This window comes from Saccharopolyspora sp. ID03-671, assembly GCF_045278815.1.
Taxonomy (GTDB): Bacteria; Actinomycetota; Actinomycetes; order Mycobacteriales; family Pseudonocardiaceae; genus Saccharopolyspora; species Saccharopolyspora ipomoeae.
Window position 1 is genome coordinate 1 of record NZ_CP134054.1, and the last position, 26456, is coordinate 26456.

Sequence of the window (26456 nt, forward strand, 5' to 3'; positions counted from 1 at the left end):
TCGGCACCGAGGGGCGAGCCTGATATGACCACGACCGAACTCGAATCTCCGGACCGGACTGATGCGACTCGCTCGGTGCAGACCGACTTGTCCATCACGGGCATGACGTGTGCGTCGTGCGCTGCCCGAATCGAGCGCAAGCTGAACAAGCTGCCCGGGGTGAGTGCGTCGGTGAACTTCGCCACCGCCAGCGCACGCGTTGCCCATTCCGATGACGTTGCGCCGGAGGACCTGGTGGCCACGGTGCGGGGCACGGGATACGGCGCGAGTCTTCCTGCCTCTCCGACGCCCCAGGCAACGCCGGGTGAGGTTGAGGGTGCCGGGGGTCCTCTTGATGATGAGCAACGGCGCGTGCGGGCTCTGCGGGATCGATTGCTGGTCTCGGTTCTCTTGACCGCGCCGGTGTTGGTGCTGTCGATGGTGCCCGCCGCGCAGTTCAGATTTTGGCAGTGGCTGGTCTTCGCGTTGGCTTCTCCTGTTGCGTTGTGGGGGGCGTGGCCGTTCCACCGGGCAGCTGTGCTGAACCTGCGCCACCGGGCGGTCACGATGGACACCCTGGTCTCACTTGGTGTGCTGGCGGCGTGGGCGTGGAGCGTGTACGCGCTGTTCTTCGGCGGCGCGGGCGAGCCCGGAATGACGATGGCGTTCTCGCTCATTCCCAGTTCGAACACGCACGGCTCGGCAGAGGTTTACCTGGAAGTGGCCGCGGCCCTGACCGCAGCGATCCTTGCAGGCCGCTACTTCGAGGCGCGTGCTCGCAGACGCGCCGGCGAGGCGATCCGAGCCCTGATGAATCTCGGCGCCAAAGACGTCACCGTCGTGCGCGACGGACGCGAGGAGCGTATCCCGATCGACCAGTTGGAGGTCGGCGCAGAATTCCTCGTGCGACCGGGGGAGAAGATCGCCACCGACGGCGTCGTGGTGGAAGGTTCCTCGGCCGTGGACGAATCCCTGCTGACGGGCGAATCACTGCCCGTCGAGGTCAGCGCGGGCGACGTGGTGACCGGCGCGACCGTCAACGCCGGAGGTCAACTGCTGGTGCGCGCCTCCCGGGTCGGCGCGGACACCAAACTCGCACAGATCGCCCGCTTGGTCGAGGACGCTCAAACAGGCAAGGCCGAGGTGCAGCGGCTGGCTGATCAGATCTCCGCGATCTTTGTCCCAGTAGTCATTCTGCTGGCGGCCGAGACCCTGATCGCCTGGCTGTTCCTGGGCCACCCCGGGTCGATGGCGCTGACCGCGGCGGTCGCTGTGCTCATCATCGCCTGCCCGTGCGCGCTCGGACTGGCCACGCCGACGGCTCTGATGGTCGGCACCGGTCGAGGTGCTCAGCTCGGCCTGCTCATCCGTGGTCCCGAGGTGCTGGAGTCAACCCGGCGCATCGACACGATCGTGCTGGACAAGACCGGCACGATCACCGAGGGACGGATGAGCCTGACCGAAGTCGTGGCCGCCGAGGGCGAGGACGACGGGGAAATTCTGCGCCTGACAGGCGCTTTGGAGAACGCCAGCGAGCATCCGATCGCCCGCGCGATCGCGGACGCCGCCGCAGACAGGAACTCGGCCCTCCCCGCCGTCACAGGGTTCGCCAATCACGCCGGAAGTGGCGTCACCGGCACCGTTGAAGGCCGGACGATCCTCGCCGGACGCGCGAGCTGGCTGGCCAGCCAAGACAACCTGGACGTTCCAGTCTCTCTCGCTCAGGCTCAGCAACGAGCCGAAAGCGCCGGAAACACCGTCGTTTTCACCGCATGGGAAGGACAGATTCGCGCCGCGCTCGTCGTAGCCGACACGGTCAGGAAGACCAGCGCTGATGCGGTTGCCCAGTTCAAGGAACTGGGGCTGAGGCCCGTACTGCTTACTGGTGACAACACTGCGGCAGCGAAGCACGTCGCCACCCAAGTCGGGATCGACGAGGTCATCGCCGAAGTCCACCCCGAGGAAAAGGTCGATGAAGTCAAACGGCTCCAGGGTGAAGGAAAAGTCGTGGCAATGGTCGGCGACGGTGTCAACGACGCCGCCGCCTTGGCCCAGGCTGACCTCGGCCTGGCAATGGGAACCGGAACCGACGCGGCCATCGCCGCCGCCGACCTGACCCTGGTCAAGGGAGACCCGCAAGCCGCCGCAGATGCAATTCGACTCGCCCGCAAGACCCTCGCCACGATCAAGGGCAACCTCTTCTGGGCGTTCTTCTACAATGTTGCCGCCTTGCCACTAGCCGGTTTCGGCCTGCTCAACCCGCTCATCGCCGGGGCAGCAATGGCGACTTCATCGGTGTTTGTCGTTACCAACAGCCTGCGACTGCGAAATTTCCAGCCGACCGTTCGCAAATGAGGCCACTTTCCCCCGGAAGCTTGGCATACCGGTGGTAAGAAATTGTGGAATTGAGCTCTGAAGATCAGAGGTGTATGCGCGGCATGCACCCCTAGGAATGGAGGAAAAAGTGTCATTCAAGCTAGGGCAAATCAAACATCGCACGGCCCTCGCTCTCGCCGCAGGCGTCGTGACGGTTGGTGTCACGACTAGTGTGGCGGTCGCTAGCGCCACTTCGGACGCCCCGCAGCCGCCCCCCACGGCACCTGCGCCGTCGTCCCCCGACCAGCGACCCGGGCAGCCCATCCAACCGAACGGCATGGGGCAGCCCAGCCAACCGAATGGCATGGACATGATGAATGGTATGGGCATGAACGGTATGGGAATGATGCCGAATGGCCAGGGTGGCGGCATGGGCATGATGAACGGAATGCCGAACATGATGGGCAACAACGGCACGGGCATGAACGGCATGGGGATGATGCCGAATGGTCAGGGTAGCGGCATGGGCATGAACGGCATGAGCATGATGCCCAACGGCGGTATGACCATGAATGGCATGGGTATGCCGAACAATGGCACCGCAATGCCCAGCAATGGGACGGGCGGGATGTGGATGCCCTTCAGCGGCACGGGCTACATGTGGATGCCGTTCAACAGCGGGATGAACAGCATGAGTCCCGCACCGAACAACAATGGCATGAACCCCGCGCCGAACGGCGGTGCGGCTCCTGCACCGAACAGCGGCATGGGAGGCATGTGATCCATGGCCGAGGAGTCTGGTGCCGCCCAGGAACAGGATCGCCGCACAGCGCTGCGGGTGGGCGTTGCCGCGGCCAGCATTGCCGGTGCCACACTGCTGATACCTCTGCTGGCCAATGGCGACGCCTCTCCATCGTCGCCGGTGGCCAATGCCGCACCCACGGCGGCGACTCCCGCGCCCGAGGCTCAGGGGGCGCCGGGGCCTGCTACCCGCAGCAGCGGCAGCGGATGTGGCGGCGGCAAGACGGCCGAAAACTCTTCTGCCGCACCCGCGCCGCCTCAGGCCCAGACCATGGCGGCAAATCCCATGGCGCGCAGCAGTGGCAGCTGAAGCACGGTTTCCGGTGATGGGTTCCGCCGGGCATCTCGTGGTAACCGGCGGAGCCCCCGAGCTGCTGGCTCGGGCACAAACCCTGCTGGGCCAGCTTGAATCGTTGTGGTCCCGGTTCCAACCGGACAGCGAATTGTGCCGGCTGAACAGCTTGCAGGGCCGATGGGTCCGGGTTTGCGCTCCGACGCTGTGGGTGGTGCACGCCGCGGTGCGGGCGTGGGAGGTGACCGGTGGTCTGTTCGATCCGACCGTGTTGCCTGCCTTGAAAACCGCTGGCTACAGCGGCAGCTTCGAGACGTTGCGGGACGGACCGCTGCCCGAGGCGCCGCCTGTGCCTGCTCCCGGCTGCGCAGACATCGAATTCAAAGCAGATCGCGTCTACCTACCTCCCGGCGTCCAACTCGATCTGGGGGGCATCGGCAAGGGCTACGCAGCCGATCTCCTGGTCAACGAATTGCTCACCGCAGGAGCGGAAGGGGCGTCTGTCAATCTGGGCGGCGACGTTCGAATGGCGGGCTCGCCGCCCAGTGGTGTGGCCTGGGACAGTGCCGTGGCAGACGAGGCCGACCCGGACACGGACCTGGCGTGGCTGGCCTTGGCCGATGGTGCAGTGGCCACCTCCACCCGGCTTCGACGCCGCTGGCAACGGCAAGGGCGGGAACTGCACCACCTCATCGACCCGCGCACCGGAATGCCCGCAACCAGCGAGGTCGCCACCGTCACGGTGGTGGCCGGCGACGCCTCCTGGGCCGAGGTGTTGGCCAAGGCGGCGCTGATCGCCGGCATGTCTGCCGGGACGACCCTGCTGGAATCCCATGGCGTGGCCGGTGTGCTCGTCACTGGGGACGGAGCGGCGCACCCGGTCGGCAATTGGGAAAGGTATGTCACGTGGACCCCCGAATCTGGTGGTACCTCGCGCGCGTCGGCGGACTGATGTCCTGGTGGCTGCTATCGACCACGGTTGTGTTGGGATTGCTGTTCTCGACCCGCGTGCTCGGCAAGCGAGTGAACGCAGCGCGCCTGCGAGACCTGCACCGCTTCGTGTCCGCACTGTCCCTGACCTTCCTCGCTGTGCACGCTTTTGCGCTACTCGCCGACACCTGGGTGAACATCGGGCTGCCCCAGCTACTGATCCCGTTCACCTCCAGCTACCGACCCACCGCGGTGGCCTGGGGCGTGATCGCTGCATATCTGCTCGTCGCCATCCAAGCGACTTCCCTGCTCAGCCAGCGCATCCCGCATCGGTGGTGGTCCTACGTCCACCGCAGCGCGTTCGCCGTGTTCGGGCTGACGACCGTGCACGCCTTCACCGCTGGAACAGACGACCCGGTCGTGCTCGGGACCGGCATCGTCTTGATCTGGATCGTCGGGTTCTTCAGCCTCTACCGACTGCTCGCCGGAAGACGAGCCAGCGCCGACACCTCGGCCCCCGCGGAACCTGCTGAGGCCGTAGAGCCGCCCGGAACCCAACCCGTCATCGTGGCCGGGATCCGCCCCGTTGCTGACAAGATCATCGCGTTGGAGCTCTCCAGCGTGCACGGCGTGCGGCTACCTGCGTGGGAACCCGGTGCGCATGTCGATCTCGTCCTGCCGTCTGGACAGATCGGCCAGTACTCGCTGTGTGGCGACCCAGCGAACCTGAACACGTACCGCATCGGTGTGCTCCACGTTCCGGCAGGCGGCGTGTCAGATGAGGTGCACGCGCTGCGGGCGGGCCAGCGAGTAGCCATCAGCCGCCCGCGGAACCGGTTTCCCCTGGTGCTGGCTGACCACTACCTGTTCATCGCTGGCGGCATCGGTATCACCCCGTTGCTGCCCATGGTTCGAGCGGTGGCCGAAGCCGGACGGGAATGGAGCCTGATCTACGGCGCCCGCTCCGGCGCAGCAATGGCCTTCACGGAGGAGCTCCTGGCGTTAGACCGCGATCGCGTGCACCTTGTCCGCGAAGACACCGATGGTCTGCCCGACCTCGCCGATGCGCTGGCCGAAACTCCGCCGGGAGCGGCCGTCTACGCCTGCGGTCCCGAACCGTTGCTCACCTCGGTGAAGCAGATCGTCGCCACCCGCTTTCCTGACCGGCACCTGCACACCGAGCGTTTCGCCGCTGCCGGTGCTGCAACCGCCGATTTCCAGGTCGAACTGCGACGCAGCGGACGAATCCTGCCGGTCCCGGCCGACCGCAGCCTGCTGGACGTGGTCCGAGATGCAGTGCCCGACGCTCCGGCCTCCTGCGAGGAAGGATATTGCGGTACGTGTGAACTCGTTGTCCTAGAAGGCATTCCCGATCATCGTGACACCGTGTTGCGGCCCGATGAGCGTGATCGCCGCGATGTGGTCTACCCCTGTGTCTCACGCGCCCGCAGCCCGAAACTGACCGTCGACCTGTAACTAGACTGTCGCGCCCTTCAGCATGGAATGGCTGCGACCGGTGCAAAACGCGGGGTGGTGATGCTCCGCGACGTGGCGGGCGTGTACCGATGCAGGGTTGCTCGCGGACTCTGTCGGCCGCGATTCACCGTTGGCATTGGTGCGGGTGCCGCGAATCGAGAGGCTGCGTCTCTGGGCGCAGAGGATCACCTTCGCGCTGTCCTGCCTGTTCACGCGGAACTGGGCGCTGTCGCTGTGGCGCCCAGCCCCCTTGTTCCAGTCGGGTGCAGGGTTGACATCTCGTTAGTCGTTGACCAGTCGAGCCCAGGCCGCATTCCCATCCGTGCCTTCTGTAGGCACAAGCACACGTGCGCCCCATGCTGCACGAGCGGCTAAGCCCGGTGGAGCCCTTTTAGGGGCCCCGGAGGTCGCCCAGGCGGCGCTGGTATTCCTCCCGATCGAGCTCGCCCGCCGCATAGCGACGCCGGAGCTCTGCTTCCGCTGGGTCTTCGCGCTGCCGTGTCAGCTGGCCCTGGTTTGTCAGTGACCTGATCAGCCACATGATTGCCAGCACGAGTAGCGCAAGCACCGCAAGCCCAACCAGGCCCCATAGGATCGCGAGCAGGCCCATGCCCATACCCATCGTTCCGTCCATCACGGCAACCACCGCCTTCGGTCGACACGCTGCTTGGACAGGTGCTACGTCCTCCGTAATACCCCTCGTAGGTGGGTAGGGACACGGTGGTCGGGTCGGCCAGGTCCGTCAAGCCGCTGCCGACGGTTGTGTTCGGAGGCGGCCTAGGGGTTCGAGCCGCGTTCATCAGGCCTTGTGGCGCATCGGCGAGGATGGGTGTTGGTGGGGCTGAATCTGGCTGCTGCGGCGGTGAGGAGGAGCGCGGGTCCGAGGCGGTAGAACGGCGGTGATGCCGAGTCTGTCGGCGAGGAGGCCACCGAGGACGAGGCTGGCCAGTCGACAGGTCTGCCACAGAGCGTCCAGCCCGGAGAACACGTGGCCCCGCACGGCTTCATCGGTGGGCTTGGACCAGGCTGGTGAAGGTGGTGGTGCCGGTGGAGGTGCCCGGGCCGTAGAGCAGCAGTGCTGCGGCGGCCATGAGTGGCCACGTCGTCGCGGCCAGTACGAGGTCGACGAGGCCGCGCAGCCCGTAGGCGCTGAAGAGGATTCCTGGTCGGGTCGGTTCGCGCACGAATCGGGTCAGTAGCGTGGGGCCGACGGCGGCCAGCAGCCACCCGAACCCCTGGGGTTCGCGAAGTCGGTGACGATCACCCACCGCCGTGAGGAATTCCGAGCGTCCAAGATGATGCTGGAGCGGGTCCGCGACACGAGAAGATCAAGTGGCTTACCAACAAGGCGGTCACCGCGGTCGGCTCGCGCTGCGTTGCCGCCATCGACGCTGAGCGCTGGCTCGCCGAGTTCGAGGTGACGTACGCCGAGGTCGCCACCGACCTCGTCGGCGGCTACGAGCCAGGGCGAGCACCCACTAGCCACCACGTAGCAGCGTCAAAAGGACCAGACTGCTGCCGGGAGGCAATGCATGTCGCCGCTGCATGGAGCAGCGTCGAGTGATCGCCTCGAATTCAGGAGGTACGCAATGCGACGGACGGCCCAGGGGTAGGTCAGCTATGACCTAGCCCCCGGCGCGGTTGTGTGGTTTTCGATGATTCGGCAGACAACGGCGTGCTCACCGCGGCGTTTTCCGTCGCGGGCGATTTGGCGGGCACTGGACAGCGAGCGGCGAAGTTGACGGAGCTCGGTCAGGGTGCGGTCGATGTCGGCGATGTGCGCATCGAGAAGTTCGGTGACGCGTCCGCACGGGGTGGCCCCGTCGCGCTGCAAGTCGATGATGTTCTTGATTTCCGGCAGGGTCAGGCCGAGGGTTTTGGCCTGGCGGATGAAGCGCAGTACGGCGAGATCGTCGTCAGTGAACAGGCGGTAGCCGGCCTCGGTGCGCTCGGCGGGCGGCAGTAGGCCCTTGGACTCCCACAAGCGCACGGCCTTCGCGCTCACTCCCGCCGCCTGGGCGGCGGCGCCCACGGTCATGGTCATCCCAGCCTCCTGCGGTACCGGTAGTTCTCATGCTTGACCTTACCCCTGGGGAAAGGTTCTAGCTTATCTCGGCGAAGGAAAACCGCACGTCGAGGCTTGGGAGTGAGGGGCATGGAAACGCTGGTGTTGCAGGTGACGGGGATGTCGTGCACCGGGTGCGAGCAGCGGATCGACGCGGTGCTCCGCCGGGTTGAGGGGGTGCGAGAGGTCACGGCCGACCACATCACCGGCCAGGTTCGGGTCCGGGTCGGCTCGGAGCTGGCCGATCGCGGTGTGCTGGCCGATCGGTTGGACACCGCCGGCTACGAGGTCATCGAGGGGGCGGGACGGTGAGTGCCGCCGTCGCGGAAGAGTCGCAGTTGTGGGCCTCCGAGCCGAGCCCCACGCCTGGGCATCAGCGGATTCGGGCGCGGATCGCGGGCCTGCACTGCTCGCTGTGCACCGGCACGATCGAAAAGTCCCTGGGCCGCCTGAACGGTGTCGGCACGGTGGCGGTGAGCCTGACCCACGAACAAGCCCTGGTCGACTACGACCCTGCCCGAATCGCGCCGGATCGAATCCTGGGCACGCTGCGCGATATCGGCTACGACCTCTACGACCCGCGCAAGCTGCGCGCGTTCGAGGATGAGGAAGCCGACCTGCTGCGTGAGGGCAAGCGGTTGTTCACCGCCATCGGCGTGAGCCTGGCCGCGATGGTGCAGATCGCCGAAGGCTGGTGGACGCTCGCCTGCGCAACTTTGCTGATCGCCGCACTAGCGCTGGTGTTTTCGATCCTGCGTCCCACCGGCCGGTTGCGGGCGGCCGGGTGGGCGGCCGCCGTCGCTGCCCCCGGCGCGATCGCCTTGGGGAGTCGGTACGCCGGCTGGCTCGATCCCCCGGTCAACGGGTGGATCGCCGCGATACTGGCGGGGATGATGGTGTTCGGGGTGGCCCCGCACATCTTGCGGATGGCGTATCAGTCCGCGCGGCGCGGGATTCTCAACCAGCATGTGCTGCTGGAGATCGGCGCGTTCGCCGGCATCACCGGCGGCATCATCGGTCTGACCGGGGTCCTGGCGGACTTCCCCACCGCGGAATTCTTCGCGGTCGCGGCTATCGTGGCGACCTACCACACCTTCTCGGAGTGGTTGTCACTGCTGGTCAAGACCCGCTCCAGCCAGTCGATCAAGAAACTTTTGGACCTCCAACCCGATCTGGCCCGGCTGGTCACCGACTCCGGCGAGTCCGAGGTACCTGTCGAGCGGATCGAGGTCGGCCAGCGAGTGCGTGTGCGGTCCGGCGAACGCATCCCCCTTGATGGGCGCATTCGCTCCGGGTATTCGGCCATCGACTTCTCGCTGGTCACCGGCGAACCGGTCCCGGCCGAGCGCGGGCCGGGCGAGGAAGTCGTGGGAGGAGCGATCAACGGCACCGGCAGCCTGCTGATCGAAGTCACCGCCACCGGAGCCGTGGGCTTCCTGGCCCAGGTCGTGCGCCACGTGGAGGACTCCCGCGCACTCAAACCCGGCATTCTGCACCTGGTCGACCGGGTACTGCGCGTCTACACCCCGACGGTGCTGAGCATCTCCGCGATCGCGCTGGTGGCCTGGCCGGGCGCAAGCTGGGTGCTGGACGGGCAGCCCGATGTGCACCGTGCAGTATTCGCCGCACTCGGAGTGCTGGTGATGGGCTATCCCTGCGCAGTCGGGATCGCCGCGCCGCTGGCGATCGTGCGGGGTACCGGGCATGCCGCCGACCGTGGCATCGTCATGCGCACCGGCGAAGCCTTCCAAACCTTCCGGCTGGTGCGCCGGATCGTGCTGGACAAGACCGGCACCCTCACCCAAGGTCGTCCCACCGTGCAGGCCGTCGAAGCCGTCGACGACGAGCAGGAGCTGCTGCGCCTAGCCGCGGCCGCCGAGAACCATTCGGAGCACCCATTGGCCCGCGCGGTCGTCGCCGCTGCCCAGGAGGCGGGCGTGGCCGTGGCGGTCGCCGACGACTTCGAATCGGTGACCGGTGCCGGCGTGCGCGCCATGGTCGACGGCCGGCGGGTACTGGTGGGCCGGGCCGGATTGCTCACCGACGCCGGTGTCGAACTGGCCGAGCTGTCGGCGTGGATCTCCGCGGCCGAGGCCGCCGGGCACACCGTCATCGCCGTGGCCGCCGATGGGTCGCTACGGGGCGCGATCGCGCTGGGCGATGAGGTCCGCGAGGACGCCGAAACCGCAGTTGCGGCCATGCGCGAGGCGGGAATGGTCCCGGTTCTGGTCACCGGTGACAACGAGCGCGCCGCGCGGCACGTCGCGGAGGTACTCGGCATCACCGAGGTCCACGCCGGGGTGCGCCCGGACGGCAAGGCCGCGATCGTGCGCGAGCTGCAGACCGACGGCACCCGGGTGGCCATGGTCGGCGACGGCATCAATGACGCCCCAGCCCTGATGCAGGCAGATGTGGGCATCGCCGCTGGCGGCGGCACCGACATCGCCGTGGAATCCGCCGACCTCGTACTGCTGCGCGAGGACGTCACCGCAGTCTTGGATGCGCGGGACATCAGCGCCCTCTCCTATCGACGCACCCGCACCAACGTGGGTCTGGCCTTCACATTCAACGGGCTGGGCATCCCGCTGGCCACCACCGGCCTCATCAGCCCTGTGTGGGCGATGGTGGCTATGGCAGCCTCGGTGACCACGATCTTCCTCAACTCTTTCGGCATCCGCCCCGCACCGCTCATCAGTGCCATCACCAGCGTCGGCCGGCTAGGGCCCGGCACCGGCGCCGACGAGCCCGCTTCCTCGACGCCGACGCGGGTGTCCGGTTAACAGGCCGGGCGCCCGCCCCACGGTGCAGCAACGAAGCCCCGGCAACCCCAGCGCACACCATTTCAGTCATCAGGAAGAGGAGACGTGTCCGAACCCGACCACCACCCCAGCGCGCCCCGGGGCATGCTGGCACTGTTGACCACCGCCGCGTTTGTGATCTTCACGCAGATCTTCATGATCGCGCCGATCCTGCCGGCATTCGGCGAGGTCTTCGCCAGCACGCCCAGCCTGGTCGGCTTGGCCGTGCCGGCGTATCTGGTCCCCTACGGCGTCATGACCCTCATCTGGGGGCCCTTGTCCGATCGCGTCGGGCGCCGACCGGTCATCCTCGCCTCCCTGGTTGCGTTCTCTGTGCTCACCGCCGCGACCGCGTTCGTCGGCACCGCGACCGCGTTCATCGGCATGCGGCTGGTCACGGCGATCGGCGCCAGCGGCGTGGTGCCGATCGGGCTGGCCTTGATCGGTGACCTGTATCCCTATCAACGTCGCGGTTGGGCACTCGGGTGGCTGTTCGGCGGCATGGCCGGGGGAATGGCCGTCGGCGCCGCCGGCGGCGCGCTCGCCGAGCCCCTGCTCGGCTGGGGCGGCCTGTTCCTGACCGTCAGCGCCCTCGGGCTGGTGTTGCTGAGCACCGCTCTGGCCGTACTCCCGGCCACACCGAGGCCGGCCTCGGTGCCGCCCTGGCGCAAGGTCGCCGCCGGTTACCGAAGTTTGCTGCGCACCGCCCGCGGTCAACGCACCTACGCCTTTGTACTGGTCAACGCCGTGCTGCACTCCGGGATCTACACCTGGCTCGGGGTCTACCTCGTTGATCGCTTCGGGCTCGGCGAAATCGGCATCGGGCTCACCCTGCTCGGCTACGGCATCCCCGGCCTGCTCCTCGGTCCCGTCATCGGGCGACTCGCCGACCGCTACGGCCGCGCCCGCATCATCCCCGCCGGACTGGCCCTCGGCGCCGCGTGCGCACTGCTGCTGGCGACCCCGCTGCCGCTGCTGGCCGTGCAAGCAAGCATCGTGGTGATGTCCCTGGGCTACGACATGACCCAACCACCCCTGGGCGGAATCGTCACCGACCTAGCCGGAAACCGCGGCCTAGCCATGGGACTCAACGTCTTCACCCTGTTCACTGGCATGGGGATAGGCAGCTTCGCTTTCCAAGCCGCACTGCTACCCGCCGGATTCCCCGTCGCGCTGACGGTATTCGGCGTGGCCGCCGCCGCAGCCGCCGCAGCCGCCGTTCCGCTGTTCCGCCACGAACAGCCCCGTACAAGCGCCCCGGCATCTTGAGTGTTCATGCGGACGCCATATGAACTGCCGAAGCGCCGCCCGTCGGGCGACGCTTCAGTGCCGGTGATCATGGTGATGTGCCTATGACTGGGGGATGGTGGGGCGGTCGTTGCGGGGTTGGTGCCTGTGGGGTTCGCCGGGGGTGCCAGGGCGTCGGGATGTGTCGGGTGAGGGTGTTGGACAGTGCGGTGTGCCAGCGTTGTTGGAGGGTGTCGAGGAGGTGTCTTTCGACGGAGGGGCCGATGTGGGAGTAGATCTCTCGGATGTCGTTGTCGAGGGTGTGGCCGAGGCGTCGGGCTTGGGCGATTTCGGGGATGTTGTCTTCGATCATCCAGGTTTTGTGGCTGTGGCGGAGTTCGTGGAAGGTTAGGCCGGGTTTGATCGCCCGGGTTCGGACGGCGGGATGGGTGCGGTCGGTGTTGCCGTCGGCTGCGGGGCGCATGGCGCGGCGGGCGAAGTTGGAGCGGCGGAGGTAGTCGCCTTCGGCGGTCGTGAAGACGTGCTGGTGGTCATGACTGTCGAGGTGGGCGCGGAGTAGGTCGACGAGAAATGGCGGAAGGCTGATGGTGCGGGCAGATTCCGCTGTTTTTGGGGGGCCGAGGCTAAATTGCCCGTTGATCTCGTGGAGTGCGCCGGTGTCGGGGTCGATGACGATGCAGGCGTCGTCGAGGTGGGTGTTGTGGCGTTGGAGTCCGCCGAGTTCTCCCCAGCGCGCACCCGTGAAGGCGGCGGTGATGATCAGCGCCGCGGACCAGGCGCCCGTGAGCGCGGCAGCTTGGTCGGCGATGCGCACGACTTGGGTGGGTGTGGCCCACAGCCGTTCAACTCGCTTTGTGCGTCGTTGTTTACCGCGTCTGCGGGTGCGGACGGGGTTGGCTGCAATAAGTCGTTCGTCGGCTGCATCTGCAAGCATCATCGACAACAGCTTGGTCATGGTAGTGACCGTGCTTTCCGCGTAGCCGCTGTTTCGAATCTTCTTAGCCCAGGTGTTGACGGCGGTCCCGCTGATATCGGTTAGAGCGCTGCTTCCCCAGCGGGGGAGGATGTGATTGTTCAGCAGGCTGCGGTATTGGGACTCAGTGTTCCCCGCGACGTCGAGTGCGTCAAACCACTGCGTGCTCCATTCCGACAGAGTGATCGTGCCCGCCGAGGGGTCGATCCAGTTTCCTTTGCGCTGGTCTGTTTCCATGGTTTCGATGTATTCCTGAGCAGCCCCTCGGGTGGGGAAACCGCTGAGGGAACCTAGCGCGCCGTCTGCCTTGAAGTAGCGAACCCGCCACAAGCTTTTGCCTCTTTTTTCAACCCACGCCATTGCTTCTCCAAGTTGTCCGATCATGCGCGACAGATAGATTGACGCTCCTACGGGGCCAGAGGGCAAGGAAGCCATTCGGGTGAATTCGATTAAAACCTCAGCGCCATCGCGGTCGCCCACGGCGAGAGCAGGGTTCTTGGGATCCCTGGCGTGCGATTTCACGGAGATTTTCAGTCGAGAAACGCAGATGCTTGCCGAGGAAGGTGCAAGGAACGGCGCGGTTTCCAGCTTTGCGTCGAAGCCAGGATTCTCTTACGGACAAGATCTTGGCGGCTTCGGCGGGCGTGAAGAGGTGGAGATTGTGTAATTCTGGGGTTTCGCGGCGCGGCTCTTCATTGTGCTGTTGTCCGTCACTGATCGCCTTCGATCTTGGCGAAGTAGGGCTCAGCCTTGTTTGAGGCGGTCGGCCTTCAGAGTTCATGGGTCACCCCTCGCGCTTTCGAAAGATGATGACGTCTTCGTGGGCAATGAGGTGAACGGGGAGGCCGTTGCTGCGTTGTTTCCGAACGAAGTCGCGTTGGAAGAAGCTGCCCCGCGCGACCAAGTTGTCGCCGGAGACGCGGGCGAGAAGGGCGACACAGCGTTCGGCGGGGATTAGGCCGGCTTGAATCCCGCATGTAGTGATTTGGGACGGGAGATCGATGAGTTCGCCGTGTTCGCGCCAGGGACGCAGGGTGATGACGACGTGCCCGCCGGGGCGGAGGTAGGGGGCGGTAGCGGTGAGGATTCGGGTGAAGCCGGTGAGGAGCCGGTGGTGGCCGATGTTGGCGAGGTTGCCTCGGTCGAGGGTGTTGCCGTAGCGGTGGAGCCGTTTGTGCACGCCGGTGTCGCCGGTGGTGACTCGGCCGTGGGTGGAGGGGCCGTAGGGCGGTGAGGTGACTACGAGACCGACGGTGCCGTGGAGCTTCGAGGGTAGTAGGGAGTCGAGTTGGCGGGCGTCGCCGCGGATTACTCGTCCTGGGGTGCGGGTGCCGGTGTGGTGGGCGCGGTCGAGGTTGTGCTGGGCGATCTGGGCCCACTGGTGTTCGTATTCGACGCCGAGCGCGCGCCGCTGCTGGCGGAGGGCTTCGACGAGGGTGGTGCCGATGCCGCACATGGGGTCGAGCACGGTGTCGCCGGGCCGGGTGTAGTGGGCGATGGCGTGCGCGGCGATGGCGGGCAGCATCTTGGCCGGGTGCGCGGTGGACTCGCGGAGATAGCGGCCCTTGCGCTGGGTGACCGGGGCGGCTTGAGCGGTGGCCCATACCGACAACGGGGGCAGGTGGGTATCGGTCATCGCTGGGCTCCTTCGATCCGTCCGGCCAGGTGCGTGGGCATGTCGGGGTCGGGCTGGCGGGGCTGGGCGAAGACCAGCAGGTCCAGGTGCACACGGCTGTGCGGGGAATAGCCCTCGCCGGATGCCGGCCCCGTGGATCGCCGGGTGAGCTCGTGCAGCGGCGCGAGCAGGGCCACGATGTGCTGGAGGTAGAGCAAGTCCTCATCTTGCGCGGAGGTGACCACCGCGCCGGTGGGATCCACCAGCCGGCCGTCATGGACCTGGTGATGCGTCAGCACCACGAGCACGCCATTCGCGGCGAGCGCAGCCGCGGCCTGCTGAGCCAGGCGCCTGCTCGTCTCGGCGTGGCCGGGTTCGGGCGGCACAACGGCGACTGCCAAATCGACTGCCCCTCGGGCACCGGCTCCGTCCACTGGCCGTCGTTGGTGGGTGTGGATCACGCTGTGAAGCGCCGGTAGTTCCGACGGGGCTGCGTTGAGGAACGCGACTGACTCGCCCACGCCGCTGAAAGCCTGAACGATCTCGTCAAGTACGGATCGGGGCCACCGCTGCGGGAGTGAGGCCGCTGTTGCCGTGGCACAGGGCCACAGAGTGGTCGGGGTGGTGTCCCCCGTCGCGGTTGTCGGCGCGTCGGGGCGCCGCACGGGTGTCGTCTGCGTACAGGACTTTGTCGGATCTGTGTCGGTGTTGCTCGATGGTTCTCGAGGGTCCGAGGCGGTCATCGCATTCCTCCGCAAGCCCCTGAACGGCGCGGACCGTTCGTGGTTGTGACACCTCCGAACTCCGGCTCCGTGCAATTTTGGGGACGGACAGGAATGAAATTTCGCGGTCGTTAGTGCGGCGCTGATGGCGCACCAGAGAATCGAGGGAATGATCGCTTCTAAGGAATTGATTCGATCTTGATGTCGTGCTCGTAATAGCGCACGTGCGCCGACTTCAGCACGCTAACGCCGCAGTTCAAGGGTGTCCTGTGGTGTTTTGATGGCCAGCTTGCTTCCGCGCGGTTTCGATCTTGCCCGCTTGGTTTCTGTGGTTTCGTAGCTTTTCTGTAGCGGCGCGTGATGCATTTCGTAAGAGAGGCGTAGGAGGCGTGTAGTGGTGCGCATGGCGTGATGCGGACGTCGTTGTTCGACGTTTGCAGAAAGGTCTCGCCATGCGATCCGACTCGAACTCAATGAATGATCCAGGTGGGCGGGAATTGTCGCCGCTTGCCGTCGCTCGCCACTCCTTCTCGTGGCTAGTAACCGCGCCCGAACCGATCACGGTCGACGGCCGCGACTTCCCGGGCCTGCCCGGGCGGATGCTCCGGCTTGATGAGCTGCGGGACTGCCTGCTGCGCAGGGCCTGCACGCAGGACACACGCGATGCGGTGTGGGCACACCTGGTGTCGGCCTCCCGCGCCGAGGGCGCGGTGTGGACCCTGGGATGCGTCGGAGTGGCGATGCCGGCGCTGATCCGGGCCAGCGCCACCCTGACCTCACGCTTCGCGGGTGATGCCGCCGATATCGAAGCCGCGGTGCTCGCCGGCTTCGTCACCGAGCTCGCGCAGATCGACTGCTCACGAAAGAAGATCATGGTGCGGCTGCGATGGGCCGCCTACCGAGCCGGACACGCCGCCGTCCGCGAAGCCCTGGACACACCCCTGCCGACGGGCACCACACCATCCTCCGCGCCCCCGCCCCGGCCGTGGGGCCACCCCGACATCGTCCTGGCCCGCGCGGTCACCGACGAGGTCATCACCCCCGACGAAGCGCACCTGATCGGCGCCACCCGCTTGGAACGGATCCCGCTGGCCGAGGTCGCTGCGCACTACGACGTGAGCTACGAGGCGATCAAGAAAAAGCGGCAGCGCGCTGAACGCAAGCTCGTCGACTACCTCCGCGACGACAGCGACAACGAAGACCACGGCGCGACCACGGACCGGACAGCAAACCCTGCCCCGGCCACGTCCTCCGGTCGCCGACGGTGTGCTGACGGGATGTCCCGAACAGGCGACGAATCCGGAGTTCAGAAGTACCCCGCTCTGCCGTCGTCGGCGCCCGTGCGCAAGGAGGACACCCCATGCGACTGACCACCGCCGCGCCCCATCCGGAACGCCGCGTGTGCACCAACACCACGCGATCACGCCGCGCCGCACGGCACCCACGACTTGCTCTCACGGTAGGCCTTGCCCTGGCCGGCATGGTGCTCGGCGCTGCGACCGGGCACGCGGCCCCCGAGATGGTCCTCGCCGAGGCGGCCAACCTCGAAACGGTCATGAACAACGCCCGCAACTGGATCATGGGCATCCTCGCGGTGGTCGCTACGTTGTTCCTCACCATTGGTGGGCTGCGCTACCTGCTCGCGGGCGGGGACCCAAGCGAGGTGGAAAAGGCCAAGCAAGCCGTGAAACACGCCGCCTACGGCTTCGCTGTCTGCGCTCTCGCGCCGATTCTGGTCACCATCCTCAAAGGAATTCTTGAGGTGTAAACGCATGTCCCACCAGGCCGCGCGACGCGGTATCACCATCATGGTGGCCGGAATGGTTCTGTGGTTGCTGTGCGGGCCTGTGGCCGTCGCTCAGGACATTCCACTGCCATTCCCGGCCCCTGCTCCGCCGTCGTCCTCAATGCCGGTGGACGCACCGCCGTTGCCGTTACCCAGCACGGCGCCACCAGCCCCGCCACCGGCCCCACCGGCCCCACCCGCTGGAAATGAGGCGCAGGAACACGGCTGGATTCAAGAGTTCCTGACAGGATGGTTCTGGGGATTCTTCGAAGACATCGCCACCTCGGCGCTCAACGGGGTGCTGGATTGGCTGGCTCACTCACTGCTGGCGACACCCGCGCTACACGAATTGCCCGTCGTCGGACAAATCTGGGGTGGCTCACAACGCATCATGCTCGCCTGCTCCGGGCTGCTGATCACCCTGGCCGGATTGAGTGCGATGGCATACCAAACCTTGCACGCCAGAGCCTCGGTCAAAGAAATCCTTCCCCGCATCGCTGTCGGGTTCACCGCATCCAACATGTCCCTGTTCTTCGGAGGGAAAGCAATTGAATTCGCCAACGCCCTGTCGGTCGCAGTCCTCGTGGGAGATCCCGGCAAAGTCGCGGAGACCGCCGCGGAATTCACCAACACCCTCCGAGGGCGCCTTCCGCAAGGCGAGGGTCAGATCAGCGAATTGTACGTGCTTTTCACCATTCTCGTTCTCGTCGTGATGATCATCGCGGTGTTGCTCACCTATGTTGTCCGAGTCGCACTCACCGTCCTGTTGCTGATCGCGGCGCCACTGATGCTGATGTGTCACGCCTTGCCGCATACCGAGGCGGTCGCCTACTGGTGGTGGCGTTGTTTCGGCGGAGTGCTTGCCGTGCAAGTCGCTCAATCAGTGGCCTTTGTCGCGACGATCAGACTTTTCTACCTGCCCGGCGGGGTCACGCTCTTCTAGGCCTCGATTGTGAGGTGTGTGATGGCGCAGCTTCTCATCGCAATTGCGATGTGCTACATCCTGATCAAAATCCCATTCTGGATCCTCGGGTCACTGCGAAACGGACGCCGTTCGTTTCTCGGATCGATGGTGCGGGGCTTTCTCGCCTACAAGACCTTCGGCCTGATTCGCGGCGCCTCATCCGCCATCGGCCGGCCCACCGGTGCGGGCAACAACAAGTCCTCGATGCACAGCGAAGCCGCACCCGATCCGTATTCGAGCGCGCGCACGGATGCGGGAGGGCAAATGCTTCTCCCACTCGGACGTCTGGCACGAACCCGCAGACCCACGCGCACCGCCAACACCCCCACACCGCAGCCCACCCGCAGCTCGGGGACACGCGGGCAACAGGCCGCGCTGTTCACCCGTGATGGCAAACCCAGCCGCCGGGCACTGCCACCACCACTTGGCCCCGGTGCCGTGCCGACCAGCACCGGGCCTGGGCAACAACACATGCTGCCCATCCACACCCGCCACCACCCCGACGCGACCGGCCGCCACACCCTGCACGACGACCCCACCCCGCCCACCAACACGACACCGAGCCCCGGCCAAGTCGCCTTGTTCACCCGCACCAGCCGCCCCCATCCGACCGCCCGGCCCTTGACGCCCGGGCAGCCGGGCATGCGCCCCTCCACGATCCCGCCCGGCGGCCAGTACCACCTGCCCCTCGTCGGAGGCACACCCGTGCCCAGCGCGCCGCCACCGGCCGCCGCGCCAGCACCACCACCGCCCGTACCCGCGCGCGCAAGCGGGCAACGGCCGTTGTTCACCAGCGACGGCGAGGTCGCATCGCATGCTCGCCCGCCACGCCCGCGCCGCCGCAGACCCCCGGACCTGCCCGCCTACAAGGGCATTCGCCCGGACAAACACGGCCAGTACGCCCTGCCACTCGACCTTCCCGCCACGCCTCCAAAACCCCGCCCCAAGCCCGGTGCCCGGCAGTCGTCGAAGCCGCCACGCACCTCAGCGCCCAAGACACCGAAGTCGCCGTCGAAGCCGGCCTCCGCGGCACCGCCCGCTCACGCGTCCGAGCCCGTTGAGCCCGAATTGCCGCTGGCCTGGCCCGAAGGCCGACGTCCACCGAGGAGCACGCGATGAACGGACCGGCCCGAATCCCCGCCGACGTCGACCGCGAAGACCGGTTGCTGGCCGGACTCACCGCCCGCCAACTCACGCTGCTGGCCGCGACCGGCGCCCTGCTTTACGGCGCGTGGGTAGCCACTCGCACCATCGTGGCGTTGCCGGTGTTCGCGGTCCTGGCGACCCCGATCGCCGCAGGTGCGCTCGTACTGGCCTTGGGGCAGCGGGATGGCATCGCGCTCTACCGGCTCGTCGGCGCGGCCGTGCGGCACCGATTCTCCGCGCGTCACCGAGTCGCCGATCCCACGTCGGCCGAACCCGTTCCCGAATGGCTCGTGCCCGCTGCCACGACCACCGAGACCCCCAGGTTGGGAGCCGTGCCGGCCCCGGCCAGCGGTGTCGAACCCGCGAGCACCGGTGAGGCCGGAGTCATCGACCTCGCCGGCGACGGCGTCGCCCTGGTCGCCGCGGCCAGCACGGTCAACTTCGCGCTGCGCACCGATAACGAGCATGCCGCCCTCGTCGGGGCCTTCGCCCGTTTCTTGCACTCGCTGACCGCGCCCGTGCAGATCCTCATCCGCGCGCAACGCTGCGACCTCACCGGCAAGATCGCCGCACTGCGTGACGGCGCGCCGAGCCTGCCGCATCCGTCGTTGCAAGCAGCCGCCGAGGAACACGCCGACTTCTTGTCACATCTGGCCGGCCACACGGACTTGTTCCGTCGCCAGGTCCTACTGGTCTTCCGCGAAGCCCCCACCCTCAGCACCACCGACACCGGCCCACGGCGACCACGCCGGGGGATGGACGCGGGAGCACGGCAGGCCGCCGAAGCCCGGCTGCTCCGGCGCGTCAATGAGGCCATCGAACTACTCGCCCCCGCCAGCATCCGTCTCACCGTGCTCGACACCGCCCAGGCCACCCACGTGCTGGCCAGCGCCTGCAACCCCGACCACACCGGCACCACCGAGACGGCCATGGCCGGCCCGTCCGAGGTCATCACCACGCACCCCGCCACACCCGACGAACTCGTCGACCCGCACGGATGGGAGGTCTCCCGATGACCCAGCACCACGCGAGCGTGTTCACCCCCGACTCGATGACCATCGGGGCCCGGCACCTCACCGTCGCAGGGGAGTGGGTCGCCTCCTTCGCGATCACCGGCTATCCCCGGGAAGTCAACGCGGGATGGCTGCAACCCTTGTTGAACTATCCCGGCCGCCTCGACGTCTCCCTGCACATCGACCCCGTCGATCCCGCTCATGCGGCCAAGCACCTGAAACAGCAACTGGCGAAACTGGAATCCGGGCGCCGCCACACCGCCGAGCACGGCCGTCTTGTCGACCCTCACGTCGAGGCCGCCACCGAGGACGCCTACGACCTGTCGGCCCGCATCGCACGCGGCGAGTCGAAGATGTTCCGCCTCGGCCTGTACCTGACCGTGCACGCCCACAACGAACAGCACCTGGCCGACGAGGTGACCGCCGTGCGCGCGCTGGCCTCCTCGATGCTGCTGGACGCCAAACCCACCACCTACCGCAGCGTGCAGGGCTGGACGGCCACCCTCCCGGTCGGACTCGATCCGCTCGGGATGCAGCGCACCTTCGACACCCACGCTCTGGCGACCGCGTTCCCGTTTACCTCCCCGGATCTTCCCGCCGCCGACCCCGCTGATCTGGAGACCACCACCGACGGCGTGCTGTACGGCTACAACGCCCAGTCCTCGGGCCTGGTGCACTGGGACCGGTTCGCTGCCGACAACCACAACGCCGTGGTCCTCGGACGATCCGGCGCAGGCAAGTCCTATCTGGTCAAACTCGAACTCCTGCGCCACCTCTACCGAGGCGTGCAGGCCAGCGTCATCGACCCCGAAGACGAATACACCCGCCTCGCCGACGCCGTCGGAGGCACCGTCCTGCGCCTGGGCGCACCCGGCGTGGCGCTCAATCCCTTCGACCTCCCGGTCACCGTCGGCGCCGACGGGCGCCGCAGCGCCCCCAGCGACGCGCTGGCCCGCCGAAGCCTGTTCCTGCACACCGTCCTGTCCCTGCTGCTGGGCAGCGACCTGTCCAGCGCCGAACGCGGCATCCTGGACGAGGCCATCGCCGCCACCTACCGCAACGCGGGTATCACCACCGACCCCCGCACCTGGTCACGCCCCGCACCCCTGCTCGCCGACCTCCGGGACACCCTGCACGCCACCGGCGCCGCAGAGTTGGCCGAGCGCCTGCGGCCCTTCGTCGACGGCGCGTTCAACACCCTGTTCAACGGGCCGACCACGACCCGCCCCGACGGGCACCTGGTCGTGTACTCGCTCAGGGACTTGCCGCCGGAACTGCAGGCGATTGGCACCGCACTCACCCTCGACGCCATCTGGCGCGAGGTCTCGCACCCCGTGGTCCGCCGCCGGCGCCTGGTCGTGGTCGACGAGGCGTGGCTGCTCATGCGCCACACCGCAGGAGCGGAGTTCCTGTTCAGGATGGCGAAAGCGGCGCGCAAGCACTGGTGCGGCCTGACCGTGGCCACCCAGGACGTGGGCGACTTGCTGGGCAGTGACCTCGGCAAGGCGATCGTGGGTAACGCGACCACCCAGATCCTGCTGCGCCAGTCACCTCAAGCCATCGACGAGGTCGTCGCGCACTTCGGGCTCGCCGCGGGGGCACGGCAGTTCCTGCTCGCCGCCGATCAGGGCCAAGCCCTGCTGTCCACCGGATCCCAGTGGGTCGCCCTGCAAACCGTGGCCTCACCCGTCGAACACGACCTCGTCACCACCGACCCCGAAGCCCTCGAAGCCACCACCAGCCACGGCGACATCGACGACTGGATCGACCTCTAAACCACGCCCACAACCCACTCTTTCGACGAGATCCGGGGCACCGATGTCTTTGCGCGCCTTTCCGAACACATGGAGCCTGGTCGAGGTCCTCGAGGACGGCATCGCCCACTACCTCCAGAACCCCGAGACCATTCTCCGGTCTCTCCTGCACCGCCCACTGCTGCTCGCGTCGGTCGTGGCTGGACTCGGGGCGGCCTTCGTGCTGCGGCTCGGGCTGCGCGTGTGGCAGCGAAACCGGCTGAGCCGCAATGCCAAAGTCGTGACGATCCAGTCACCGCCCACAGTGGATGCCGCCGGTGGGGCCGCGTTGTGGTCCCACCTGGTGGGACTGCTCCGCCCGGCCTGGAAACGCGCAGTGCTCGGCCAGCCGCACCTGGCGTGCGAGTACGTCATCACCCGCGACGGCATCACCATCCAGATCTGGGTGCCCGGCACAATCCCGCCGGGGCTCATCGAGCGTGCCGTCGAAGCGGCCTGGCCCGGTGCCCGCACCCGCACCCAGCCGGCCACCTCACCCATCCCCGAGCCCGATAACGAGCACGCCCTGGTCGTCGGAGGCGAACTCCGCCTCGCCCGTCCCGAGACGCTGCCGATTAAGACCGATTTCGACACCGACCCGCTCCGCGCGATCCTGGCCGCACCCAGCGGCCTCGGCCCGGACGAGTACGTCTGCGTACAAGTGCTCGCCCGCCCCGCCGCCGGCCGCCGCCTCACCGGCGCCTCGCACCTGCGCGAATTCCTCTTCGACCTCCTCACTCCTACAACAGCACGCTCGTCACAGGTGACGTCCACGCGGGGGCACGCAGATGCGCACACACGGTTGGAGCACTCCGCGCGTGACCGGGTCAGCGTCACCAAACAACGCGGCAGCCAATACGAGACCCGCCTGCGCTATGCCGCCAGCACCGTCCTGCCCCGCCCGGTCGATCCCGAGCAACGGCGCCGAGCCCGACGAGTGCTCCGAGGCCGGGCACACACGCTGGCCACCTGCTTCGCCGCCTACACCGACCACAATCGTTACCGGCGCCACCGCCTGCGCCACCCGGCCCCAGCCCTACGTCACCGTGGCTTCGGGCGGGGCGACCTGCTCTCGGTTCCCGAGATCGCCGCCCTCGCGCATCTGCCCACCGACGAGGCCATTCCCGGCCTGCACCGTGCGGGTGCCCGCGCCCTCACCCCGCCACCTGAGGTCGCCGCACCGGGACCGGAGGTCAAACCGCTGGGCACGACTGACAAAGGAGCGACCCGCCGCGTGGGCCTGCGCGCCGCCGATGCCCGCCAGCACCTGCACCTCATGGGCGCCACCGGCTCCGGCAAATCCACCCTGCTCGCCCAGATGATCCTCGCCGACGCCGAGGTGGAACGCGGCTGCCTGGTCATCGACCCGAAAGGCGACCTCGTCACCGACGTCCTCTCGCGCCTGCCCAAGACAGCCGCGGACCGACTGGTGCTCTTCGACGCCGACGCCCGCAGCCGCCCACCCTGCCTCAACCCCCTCGACGGCGAGGCCGTGGACGTCACCGTCGACAACCTCGTCTCAGTCTTCCGCCGGGTCTACTCCGCATTCTGGGGACCACGCACCGACGACGTCTTCCGCGCTGCATGCCTCACCCTGCGCACCCAAGGCGGAGTCGCCACGCTCGCCGACGTCCCCCGACTGCTCGCCGAACCCGCGTTCCGGGACCGCGTCACCGCCGGGGTCACCGACCCCGTCCTGCGCGGCTTCTGGGACTGGTACGCCGAGCTGACCGAGGCCTCACGCGCCCAAGTCATCGCCCCCTTGATGAACAAACTCCGCAGCTTCCTGCTCCGCCCATTCGTGCGCGACGCCCTCACCGCTGGGGCCTCGACGGTGAACATGAACGCGGTCCTCGACGGCGGAATCTGCCTGGTACGCATCCCGAAAGGCTCACTCGGCGACGAAACGAGCCGGCTCTTCGGCTCACTGGCGGTGGCCCGTTCCTGGCAAGCCACCACCGCCCGCGCCGCCACGCCGCAGCGCGAACGCCGCGACGCCTCGATGTACATCGACGAATGCCACAACTTCCTGAACTTGCCCTACCCGTTGGAGGACATGCTCGCCGAAGCCCGAGGCTTCCGCGTCTCGATGACGCTGGCACACCAGCATCTCGGCCAGCTCCCCAGAGACCTCCGCGAAGGCATCTCCACCAACGCCCGCAACAAGGTCCTCTTCGCCGCCAGCCCCGAGGACGCGCGCGCTCTCGCCCAGCACACCCACCCGCACCTCACCGACCACGACCTCGCCCACCTCGACGCCTACCACGCCGCCGCCCGCCTCGTCGTTCACGGCCAGCAATCGCGGCCCTTCACGCTGGTCACCGACCCCCTCCCGGCCGCGATCCCCGGACGATCCCGCGCGCTGCGCCGCCACGCCGCCTCCCGCACACGGCCCAGCACCGCACCACCGGAGGCCTCCACAGGAGCCAGCCAGGCGCCACGGCCGAGCACTGATCCACGACTGCACCTGTGACTGTCCCGCCCGCCTCGTCGAAGTGCCGTGCCTGATCCACGGAGGTGCTCATGCTCAACAAACCCATCCGGCAGAAATCACTGCACGGAGTACGGCCCACACGACGACAGACCCGAGCCACCAATTCTGCGGAACACCAGGCCCGCCTGGCGAAACGGCTAACCGGCCGAGACAAGTGGATCATCCGGATGGTCCACGAGCACCGGGTGCTCACCGCACCTCAGATCACCAGTTGCGCATTCCCGTCGCCGCGCTCGGGACGGCAACGGTTGCGGGAGCTCTACCTGTGGTCGGTACTCGACCGCTTCCAACCCACAGTGGATTCCGGAAGCGCACCGCAGCACTACATTCTCGGCCCCGCCGGAGCGCAAGTCGTTGCCGCTGACGCCGGCATCGACCTCAAGGTACTCGGCTACCGGCGCGACCGCGCCACCAGCATCGCCCACAGCCAACGCCTCGCCCACGCCGTTGGAGTCGGCGAGTTCTTCACCACCCTCATCGCGCGCGCCCACGCCCACGAGGGTGAGCAGGTCTCAGCGTGGTGGTCAGAGGTCCGCTGCGCACGACACTTCGGCGACCTCGTCCGGCCCGATGCCTACGGACGCTGGCACTACGACGGCCGCGAGTTCGAGTTCTTCCTGGAATACGACCTCGGCACCGAAACCACCGGGCGCGTGGCAGGCAAACTCTCCGGCTACGCCCGGCTGGCGGCCAGCACGGGCATCATCACGCCGCTGCTGATCTGGGTACCCACCGCCCGCCGCGAAGCCAGCCTCCGCACCCAGCTCACCGCCGCGTGGCGCGGACTCGACCACCCCGAGCACCTCCCCATCGCCACCGCAGCCGCTGACCTCCTCGACCCCGATCCCGAGGCACTCGCCAGCCCAGCCGAGCCGATCTGGGCACCCCTGGCACCGCGCGAGGACCAGCGCCGAGCACTCCACGACCTCGCCGCGGCCTGGCCGCAACGACCGCGCACGCAGCCGAGCTCGCCGCCAGAGCACCGCTCCAGCACGGAGATCGTGGCGCCGCACCCGATGCCACCCGTACCCACCACGCCTCGAACGGCCGGTGAACCGCGATGAGTAAAGTCCTCCTGCTCCTCGCGGCGGTCGTCATCGGGTTCCCGCTGATGGTGCTCGCCGTGGCCGGCGCGGCGATCACCAGTATCTTCGCCGCGCCCCGGGCGAGTGCGTCCACGTGTCTCGTCGCCGGGGCCGACGGGATGACGCTGGTCGGCTACGGGCCGGAAGAGACACGCAACGCCGCCACCATCGTCGCCGTCGGCAAGCAACTCCAGGTGCCCGAACAAGGTCAGGTCGTGGCCATCGCGACCGCGCTGCGCGAGTCCTGGCTGAGAAACCTCACCTGGGGAGACCGCGACAGCGTCGGCTTGTTTCAGCAACGCCCCTCCATGGGCTGGGGCACGCGCGAGGAGATCCTGAACCCGGTCTACAGCTCCACCCAGTTCTACACACACCTGCTCGCAGTCCCCGGATGGGAGACACTGCGCGTGACGGAGGCGGCCGACGCCGTCCAGAAATCGGCGTTTCCCGAGGCCTACGCCGAACACGAGCCAGCAGCCCGCGCGATCGTCGCGGCCCTGCACGGCGCGCACTGTCAACCCGCGTCGGCGCCGGGGGAGTGGGTCGTTCCCACCACCGGCACATGTACCTCCGGGTACGGGCCCCGTGACGGTGAGATGCACCGGGGCCAGGACATCGCCGCACCCATCGGCACACCCATTCGCGCCGCCCATGCGGGAACCGTGATCGATTCCGGTCCCGCTACCGGCTACGGCCTGTGGGTCCGCATCGAGCACCCCGACGGGGTCGTTACGGCCTACGGCCACAACAACGCCAACCACGTGCGCGTCGGTGACCACGTCCAGGCGGGCCAGGTCATCGCAGAGGTGGGCAATCGCGGCGAATCCAGCGGAGCGCACCTGCATTTCCAGATCGAGCACAGTGGCAACGCAGTCGATCCGGTGGTCTTCTACCGCGACCGAGGCCACCCGTCACTGTGCGACGAGACGAAGAATCGAAGCTGAGTCCCCGGACACGTGT

Annotated in this window: 24 protein-coding genes and 1 pseudogene; 18 read left to right on the forward strand and 7 right to left on the reverse strand. The window is 67.5% G+C overall.

The window, feature by feature from the left end; genetic code table 11:
* Positions 1-24 precede the first annotated feature (24 nt).
* From REH65_RS00005 to REH65_RS00025, 5 genes are all read left to right on the forward strand, one after another.
* Positions 25-2334, forward strand: coding sequence for a heavy metal translocating P-type ATPase (locus REH65_RS00005; RefSeq protein ID WP_406693290.1), 2310 nt, complete (start codon positions 25-27; stop codon positions 2332-2334).
* A 298-nt stretch (positions 2335-2632) separates the two neighbouring features.
* Complete coding sequence (locus REH65_RS00010; protein ID WP_406690665.1) at positions 2633-3076, forward strand: hypothetical protein; 444 nt, start codon at positions 2633-2635, stop codon at positions 3074-3076.
* Between the two features lie 3 nt (positions 3077-3079).
* Positions 3080-3406: a hypothetical protein gene (locus REH65_RS00015; protein WP_406690666.1), complete on the forward strand. Its 327-nt coding sequence runs from the start codon at positions 3080-3082 to the stop codon at positions 3404-3406.
* Positions 3396-4340, forward strand: a complete 945-nt coding sequence (locus tag REH65_RS00020; RefSeq protein ID WP_406690667.1) for an FAD:protein FMN transferase — start codon at positions 3396-3398, stop codon at positions 4338-4340. The genes REH65_RS00015 and REH65_RS00020 overlap by 11 nt, the downstream gene beginning before the upstream one ends.
* Complete coding sequence (locus tag REH65_RS00025) at positions 4295-5794, forward strand: 2Fe-2S iron-sulfur cluster-binding protein (protein WP_406690668.1); 1500 nt, start codon at positions 4295-4297, stop codon at positions 5792-5794. The genes REH65_RS00020 and REH65_RS00025 overlap by 46 nt, the downstream gene beginning before the upstream one ends.
* Before the next feature lie 391 nt (positions 5795-6185).
* Here REH65_RS00025 and REH65_RS00030 read toward each other — a convergent pair whose 3' ends face one another.
* Complete coding sequence (locus REH65_RS00030; protein WP_406690669.1) at positions 6186-6428, reverse strand: SHOCT domain-containing protein; 243 nt, start codon at positions 6426-6428, stop codon at positions 6186-6188.
* 370 nt (positions 6429-6798) lie between these two features.
* Positions 6799-7062 carry a hypothetical protein gene (locus REH65_RS00035; protein WP_406693300.1) on the reverse strand — a complete coding sequence of 88 codons (264 nt, stop codon included), beginning with the start codon at positions 7060-7062 and terminating at the stop codon, positions 6799-6801.
* Here REH65_RS00035 and REH65_RS00040 point away from each other — a divergent pair.
* Positions 7036-7358 (forward strand): annotated as a pseudogene (locus tag REH65_RS00040) (hypothetical protein); the annotation flags it as partial. The gene REH65_RS00035 and the pseudogene REH65_RS00040 overlap by 27 nt on opposite strands.
* Positions 7359-7412: 54 nt before the next feature.
* On the opposite strand, the gene REH65_RS00045 reads toward REH65_RS00040, so the two are convergent.
* Positions 7413-7838, reverse strand: a complete 426-nt coding sequence (locus REH65_RS00045; protein ID WP_406690670.1) for a MerR family transcriptional regulator — start codon at positions 7836-7838, stop codon at positions 7413-7415.
* Positions 7839-7949: 111 nt separating this feature from the next.
* Between REH65_RS00045 and REH65_RS00050 the strand changes: the two genes are divergently transcribed.
* The 3 genes from REH65_RS00050 (at position 7950) to REH65_RS00060 (ending at position 11926) form a co-directional block, all read left to right on the forward strand.
* Positions 7950-8171: a heavy-metal-associated domain-containing protein gene (locus REH65_RS00050; RefSeq protein ID WP_406690671.1), complete on the forward strand. Its 222-nt coding sequence runs from the start codon at positions 7950-7952 to the stop codon at positions 8169-8171.
* Positions 8168-10639: a heavy metal translocating P-type ATPase gene (locus tag REH65_RS00055; RefSeq protein WP_406690672.1), complete on the forward strand. Its 2472-nt coding sequence runs from the start codon at positions 8168-8170 to the stop codon at positions 10637-10639. Before REH65_RS00050 ends, REH65_RS00055 begins: the two co-directional genes overlap by 4 nt.
* Before the next feature lie 84 nt (positions 10640-10723).
* Entirely contained in the window at positions 10724-11926 is a 1203-nt protein-coding gene (locus tag REH65_RS00060) for an MFS transporter (protein WP_406690673.1), read from the forward strand.
* Between the two features lie 67 nt (positions 11927-11993).
* Here REH65_RS00060 and REH65_RS00065 read toward each other — a convergent pair whose 3' ends face one another.
* From REH65_RS00065 to REH65_RS00080, 4 genes are all read right to left on the reverse strand, one after another.
* Positions 11994-13262, reverse strand: coding sequence for a tyrosine-type recombinase/integrase (locus REH65_RS00065; RefSeq protein ID WP_406690674.1), 1269 nt, complete (start codon positions 13260-13262; stop codon positions 11994-11996).
* Between the two features lie 73 nt (positions 13263-13335).
* Entirely contained in the window at positions 13336-13659 is a 324-nt protein-coding gene (locus tag REH65_RS00070) for a helix-turn-helix domain-containing protein (RefSeq protein WP_406690675.1), read from the reverse strand.
* Positions 13660-13662: 3 nt separating this feature from the next.
* Positions 13663-14514 (reverse strand): TRM11 family SAM-dependent methyltransferase, encoded by an 852-nt coding sequence (locus REH65_RS00075; RefSeq protein WP_406690676.1) that lies wholly within the window; start codon positions 14512-14514, stop codon positions 13663-13665.
* Positions 14511-14894 (reverse strand): hypothetical protein, encoded by a 384-nt coding sequence (locus tag REH65_RS00080; protein WP_406690677.1) that lies wholly within the window; start codon positions 14892-14894, stop codon positions 14511-14513. The genes REH65_RS00075 and REH65_RS00080 overlap by 4 nt, the downstream gene beginning before the upstream one ends.
* Before the next feature lie 818 nt (positions 14895-15712).
* Here REH65_RS00080 and REH65_RS00085 point away from each other — a divergent pair.
* The 9 genes from REH65_RS00085 to REH65_RS00125 all read left to right on the forward strand — a co-directional run bounded on the left by REH65_RS00085 (position 15713) and on the right by REH65_RS00125 (position 26440).
* Entirely contained in the window at positions 15713-16585 is an 873-nt protein-coding gene (locus tag REH65_RS00085; RefSeq protein ID WP_406690678.1) for a hypothetical protein, read from the forward strand.
* Positions 16576-16983, forward strand: coding sequence for a pilin (locus REH65_RS00090; protein WP_406690679.1), 408 nt, complete (start codon positions 16576-16578; stop codon positions 16981-16983). The genes REH65_RS00085 and REH65_RS00090 overlap by 10 nt, the downstream gene beginning before the upstream one ends.
* 4 nt (positions 16984-16987) lie before the next feature.
* Positions 16988-17944: a hypothetical protein gene (locus REH65_RS00095; RefSeq protein WP_406690680.1), complete on the forward strand. Its 957-nt coding sequence runs from the start codon at positions 16988-16990 to the stop codon at positions 17942-17944.
* A 21-nt stretch (positions 17945-17965) separates the two neighbouring features.
* Entirely contained in the window at positions 17966-19084 is a 1119-nt protein-coding gene (locus REH65_RS00100; RefSeq protein ID WP_406690681.1) for a hypothetical protein, read from the forward strand.
* Positions 19081-20127, forward strand: coding sequence for a PrgI family protein (locus tag REH65_RS00105; protein ID WP_406690682.1), 1047 nt, complete (start codon positions 19081-19083; stop codon positions 20125-20127). Before REH65_RS00100 ends, REH65_RS00105 begins: the two co-directional genes overlap by 4 nt.
* A complete protein-coding gene (locus REH65_RS00110) occupies positions 20124-21899 on the forward strand; it encodes a VirB4 family type IV secretion system protein (RefSeq protein ID WP_406690683.1) in 1776 nt (591 codons plus the stop codon). Before REH65_RS00105 ends, REH65_RS00110 begins: the two co-directional genes overlap by 4 nt.
* Positions 21900-21942: 43 nt before the next feature.
* Positions 21943-24390 (forward strand): type IV secretory system conjugative DNA transfer family protein, encoded by a 2448-nt coding sequence (locus REH65_RS00115; protein ID WP_406690684.1) that lies wholly within the window; start codon positions 21943-21945, stop codon positions 24388-24390.
* A gap of 188 nt (positions 24391-24578) precedes the next feature.
* Positions 24579-25475, forward strand: coding sequence for a replication-relaxation family protein (locus tag REH65_RS00120; RefSeq protein ID WP_406690685.1), 897 nt, complete (start codon positions 24579-24581; stop codon positions 25473-25475).
* Positions 25472-26440 (forward strand): M23 family metallopeptidase, encoded by a 969-nt coding sequence (locus REH65_RS00125; RefSeq protein WP_406690686.1) that lies wholly within the window; start codon positions 25472-25474, stop codon positions 26438-26440. Before REH65_RS00120 ends, REH65_RS00125 begins: the two co-directional genes overlap by 4 nt.
* Positions 26441-26456 lie beyond the last annotated feature (16 nt).

Coding starts and splice junctions, on each gene's coding strand:
- REH65_RS00125 (WP_406690686.1), top strand. CDS start 25,472: ATGAGTAAAGTCCTCCTGCTCCTCGCGGCGGTCGTCATCGGGTTCCCG.
- REH65_RS00045 (WP_406690670.1), bottom strand. CDS start 7,838: ATGACCATGACCGTGGGCGCCGCCGCCCAGGCGGCGGGAGTGAGCGCG.
- REH65_RS00050 (WP_406690671.1), top strand. CDS start 7,950: ATGGAAACGCTGGTGTTGCAGGTGACGGGGATGTCGTGCACCGGGTGC.
- REH65_RS00015 (WP_406690666.1), top strand. CDS start 3,080: ATGGCCGAGGAGTCTGGTGCCGCCCAGGAACAGGATCGCCGCACAGCG.
- REH65_RS00010 (WP_406690665.1), top strand. CDS start 2,633: ATGGGGCAGCCCAGCCAACCGAATGGCATGGACATGATGAATGGTATG.
- REH65_RS00005 (WP_406693290.1), top strand. CDS start 25: ATGACCACGACCGAACTCGAATCTCCGGACCGGACTGATGCGACTCGC.
- REH65_RS00075 (WP_406690676.1), bottom strand. CDS start 14,514: ATGACCGATACCCACCTGCCCCCGTTGTCGGTATGGGCCACCGCTCAA.
- REH65_RS00110 (WP_406690683.1), top strand. CDS start 20,124: ATGACCCAGCACCACGCGAGCGTGTTCACCCCCGACTCGATGACCATC.
- REH65_RS00030 (WP_406690669.1), bottom strand. CDS start 6,428: ATGGACGGAACGATGGGTATGGGCATGGGCCTGCTCGCGATCCTATGG.
- REH65_RS00120 (WP_406690685.1), top strand. CDS start 24,579: ATGGTCCACGAGCACCGGGTGCTCACCGCACCTCAGATCACCAGTTGC.
- REH65_RS00105 (WP_406690682.1), top strand. CDS start 19,081: ATGAACGGACCGGCCCGAATCCCCGCCGACGTCGACCGCGAAGACCGG.
- REH65_RS00090 (WP_406690679.1), top strand. CDS start 16,576: ATGCGACTGACCACCGCCGCGCCCCATCCGGAACGCCGCGTGTGCACC.
- REH65_RS00115 (WP_406690684.1), top strand. CDS start 21,943: ATGTCTTTGCGCGCCTTTCCGAACACATGGAGCCTGGTCGAGGTCCTC.
- REH65_RS00095 (WP_406690680.1), top strand. CDS start 16,988: ATGTCCCACCAGGCCGCGCGACGCGGTATCACCATCATGGTGGCCGGA.
- REH65_RS00065 (WP_406690674.1), bottom strand. CDS start 13,262: ATGATCGGACAACTTGGAGAAGCAATGGCGTGGGTTGAAAAAAGAGGC.
- REH65_RS00100 (WP_406690681.1), top strand. CDS start 17,966: ATGGCGCAGCTTCTCATCGCAATTGCGATGTGCTACATCCTGATCAAA.
- REH65_RS00070 (WP_406690675.1), bottom strand. CDS start 13,659: ATGAACTCTGAAGGCCGACCGCCTCAAACAAGGCTGAGCCCTACTTCG.